This window comes from Kitasatospora sp. NPDC056800 (assembly GCF_042789775.1).
Classification (GTDB): domain Bacteria; phylum Actinomycetota; class Actinomycetes; order Streptomycetales; family Streptomycetaceae; genus Kitasatospora.
Map to the genome: position 1 here is coordinate 1 of NZ_JBHUAL010000386.1, position 2,582 is coordinate 2,582.

Below are 2,582 nucleotides of genomic sequence, written 5' to 3' on the forward strand. Positions count from 1 at the left end.
CATGGAGGGGAGGCCCGGCGGACTGCTCAGGAGACGCGGCGGATCAGACCTGGCCGGCCTTCTCCAGGGCCTCGCAGCAGGTGTTGATCAGGAGCCGGGTGACGACGTAGGGGTCGACGTTGGCGTTCGGGCGACGGTCCTCGATGTAGCCCTTCTTGTCCACCTCGACCTGCCACGGGATGCGCACCGAGGCGCCGCGGTCGGAGACGCCGTAGCTGTAGACGTTCCACGGGGCGGTCTCGTGCTTGCCCGTGAGGCGCGACTGGATGTCGTGGCCGTACTGGTTGACGTGCTCCAGCACCTTCTCCTGCGAGGTGCCGAGCGACTCGCAGGCGGTGATGATGGCGTCGTAGCCCTCGCGCATCGCCTTGGTGGAGAAGTTGGTGTGGGCGCCCGCACCGTTCCAGTCACCGCGGGCCGGCTTGGCGTCGAGGGTGGCGTCGATGCCGAACTCCTCGGCGGTGCGGTACAGCAGGTAGCGGGCGATCCACATGTCGTCCGAGACGGTCAGCGCGTCGACCGGGCCGATCTGGAACTCCCACTGGCCGGGCATGACCTCGGCGTTGATGCCGCAGATGGCCAGGCCGGCGTCGATGCAGCGGTCCAGGTGCAGCTCGACGATCTCGCGGCCGAAGACCTCCTCGGCGCCGACGCCGCAGTAGTAGCCGCCCTGCGGGGCCGGGAAGCCGCCCTCCGGGAAGCCGAGCGGGCGGGAGCCCTTGAAGAAGGTGTACTCCTGCTCGATGCCGAAGATCGACTCCTGCGAGGCGTACTTCTCGGCGACCTCGCGCAGCAGGGCACGGGTGTTGGAGACGTGCGGGGTGCCGTCCGTCTCCAGGACCTCGCAGAGGACCAGGATGTTGTCGCCGCCGCGGATCGGGTCCGGCGTCACCCGCACCGGGTCCAGCACGCGGTCCGAGGCGTGGCCCTCGGCCTGGTTGGTCGAGGAACCGTCGAAGCCCCAGGTCGGGATCTTGTCGGCGTTGGGCAGGACGCGAGTCTTGGAACGGAGCTTCGCGGTCGGCTTGGTGCCGTCGATCCAGATGTACTCGGCCTTGATTGCCACTGCGTGTCCCTCGCATTGCTGGGTGGTGGGTGCCCGCGTAGCGTCGCAAGCCGCCGTTTCCCGGTTGTTCCTCTTGTGTAACGCGCAGGTGAACCAACCGTCCGCATTGGCACGGTCACGGTGCGGGAGTGCCGGGGGCGACACTCCCACCGTTCCGGGTGCCATGAGTAATGACGCCGGTACGTTCAGTGACGACGCGTGATCAGCGCCACCCCGTGGTCAGCGGAGCCACACGGTCAGTACCGGCGGACGGTCAGTGCCGGCGGGCGTGCGCGGCGCGACGGCGCCGGGTGGCCCACAGCGCGGCCGCCCCGCCCGCGACCAGGGCCGCGGCCCCCGCGGCCAGCGGGCCGGTGGCGCTGCTGCCGCCGGTGGCGGCCAGCTTCTCCGACTTCTCCGGCTTCTCCACCGCGGCCTGCGGAACGGGGGTGCGCGAGGCGGTGGTGTCGGCGACCGGCTCGACGGCGGGCGCGCTGGTGGGCGCGGCACTCTGGGTGGCCGGGCCGGACGGGGTGGCCGCCGGCCCGGAGGGCTTCTCGCAGCTCACCGCAGCGACGGTGACCTTCCCGGTGACCTTGGCGACGTTCAGGTTGAGCGGGTTCACCTCGACCTGCACCTCCAGGGCGGAGGCGGCGGCGGTGGTCGTGGTGACGGTCTTCTTGGAGAACTCCACCGAGACGCTGCCGACCAGCGGCACGTCCACCTTGGTCGGCCCGTACAGGCCGACGGTGACCGGCTTGCCGAGCACGCTGAGCTTGAGCGGCGCGACCACGTCGGCGGTGGGCTGCCCGTCCACCGGACAGCTGGCCTCGGCGCTCATCGCCTCCAGGCCGAGCAGCGCGGTGGCGGGCAGGCCGGGGGCGTGCACGTCGGCGTTGACCAGCTTGACGGAGGCGGTGGCGCCCTTGGCGTCGACGCGGGTGACCGACTTGCCGACGTCCGCCTTGACCAGGGTGACGGGGCCCGTCTGGTCCACCCCGGCCACCGTGGCGGTCAGGATCGAGCCGTCGCGCTGCGCCGGCGACTCCACCTTGTTCAGCGCGATGTTCACCGGGACGTCCACCGCCTTGTTCAACAGGCTGACGTCCAGGTCGAGTTCGGCGGTGACGGCGCGCGCCTTACCGAGCGACGACGGGGCGGGCTCGGCCGCCTGGACGGGCGCGGCGGTGAGCAGTGAGCTCGCCACCACGGCGGTGGCCGCGGCGGCGGAAACGATTCGGCGAGCGGACGGGCAAGCGGACGGGCGCGAAGACGAGGCCGAAGACGGGCGAGAAGACAAGGCGGTACCCCCACACAGATGAAACGATGAGCCGCCAGTCTTCTCGAACAATCCGTCACATGAGTAACACAGAACGTCATTTCACCCGTTGGAGTGAGATTGGCGTTCTGCGCTGACCCATCTCTGCTAGGGCCTGTCGTCGAACTCCCGTCGTCCGCCCGGAGGGCGGGCGGGGCGGCGTTGGGGTGCGTGCATCGCAAGGCGGAGGAGGGAGCCACTGCGGTGGGGGCACCTCCC

2 protein-coding genes are annotated in these 2,582 nt (G+C 70.5%); both read right to left on the reverse strand.

From position 1 onward, the window contains the following. Positions 1–43: 43 nt before the first annotated feature. Positions 44–1,066, reverse strand: coding sequence for a glutamine synthetase (gene glnII, locus ACFRQN_RS40485; RefSeq protein ID WP_049656664.1), 1,023 nt, complete (start codon positions 1,064–1,066; stop codon positions 44–46). 253 nt (positions 1,067–1,319) lie between these two features. Continuing rightward, on the reverse strand, positions 1,320–2,396 hold the full coding sequence (locus tag ACFRQN_RS40490; protein ID WP_380745640.1) for an SCO1860 family LAETG-anchored protein: 1,077 nt from the start codon (positions 2,394–2,396) through the stop codon (positions 1,320–1,322). Between the last annotated feature and the right edge of the window lie 186 nt (positions 2,397–2,582).